We start from the raw sequence: 1,074 nt of genomic DNA, 5'->3' as shown, positions 1-1,074 counted from the left end.
CAGCCGGTGAGGACAACGGCCGGGCCCCCGGGGCCCGGCCGTCTTGCGTCAGCCGGCCGAATAATGCACCGGCGCCACGCCGGTTTCGCGGCGGAACACGCGGCTGAAATGCGCGGGGTCGGAAAAGCCGACGGCGTAGGCGATGGACGAGATCGAGGCCCGCGAGGCGCTGCGGTTGGCGAGCATGCGGCAGGCTTCCGCAATGCGGCGGCTGCGGATGATGGCGGAAACGGTCTCGTCGCGCTCGGCGAAGATCTTCTGCAGGTAGCGCTCCGACAGACCCAGAGAGGCTGCGATGCCGGTGGCATCGAGGTCCGGGTCGCGGAAGCGGCTCTCCACCAGATGCAGGGCCCGCTGCCGGTGCGCCAGCCGCACTGCGCTTTCCTGCGTGCTCTGATCGGCGCTGGAAACCACGAGGGCGAGCAGGTCCAGCAGCGGATCGGTCAGGCGCGGGTTCATCTGCGCTTCGGTCGCAAGGCCGTTGCGGCAGAACGAGCGGGCGAAATCGAGAAAGACCTGTGTCATCGGACTGGCGGCGACGAAGGTGCGCGCGGTCCAGTCGTCGACATTACGGATGCGCGCGCGCAGCGCCGCGCCGGGAATGCGCAGCGTGTGGCTCTTGTTGGCGCCGGGCTGGTCGTAGGAATAGGCCTCTGTGGTTCCCACGAACGCCACCTCCTGCGGGCCGATACGGGCGCTGCGGCCGCGCTGGTGCAGCACCAGCGGGCCTTCCTCCGGCAGCGGCAGGAAATAGAAGTCGTGCACGCCGCGGCTGACGTGGCTGCCGCTGCGGTCGACGAACATCGCATCCGATTCCACCCGTCCGATGCGCACCGGCCCGACATCGGCAACGGCCAGACGGCCGAAGCGGAACCCGTCCGCCAGACTGGCATCGAGCGGATAATAATATTCATAGAGCGTGTCGATCCACGCCCGCCGCCGGCGCGAGGCGTGCAGCGCCTCCACGTCGATGCGGGCGCCGGGGGCCGGATCAGCGAGGGCGACAGGCATCATCACCAGATCTCCGGGGCGCGGATAACGGGGCAGCCGGCTGCAGAGGTGCAGGGGCGCTGA

Annotated in this window: 1 protein-coding gene; it reads right to left on the bottom strand. The window is 69.3% G+C overall.

What is annotated here, in order from left to right:
- Positions 1–48: 48 nt before the first annotated feature.
- A complete protein-coding gene (locus V7067_RS14550) occupies positions 49–1,014 on the bottom strand; it encodes a helix-turn-helix domain-containing protein (protein WP_334176626.1) in 966 nt (321 codons plus the stop codon).
- Positions 1,015–1,074: the final 60 nt, after the last annotated feature.

The sequence above is a fragment of the Pseudoxanthobacter sp. genome (assembly GCF_036822375.1).
GTDB lineage: Bacteria > Pseudomonadota > Alphaproteobacteria > Rhizobiales > Segnochrobactraceae > Pseudoxanthobacter.
This window is presented reverse-complemented; position numbering and strand designations above follow the sequence as displayed.

Bases quoted from the DNA above. Each gene is read 5' to 3' on its own strand.
- V7067_RS14550 (WP_334176626.1), bottom strand. From the start codon at position 1,014: ATGATGCCTGTCGCCCTCGCTGATCCGGCCCCCGGCGCCCGCATCGAC.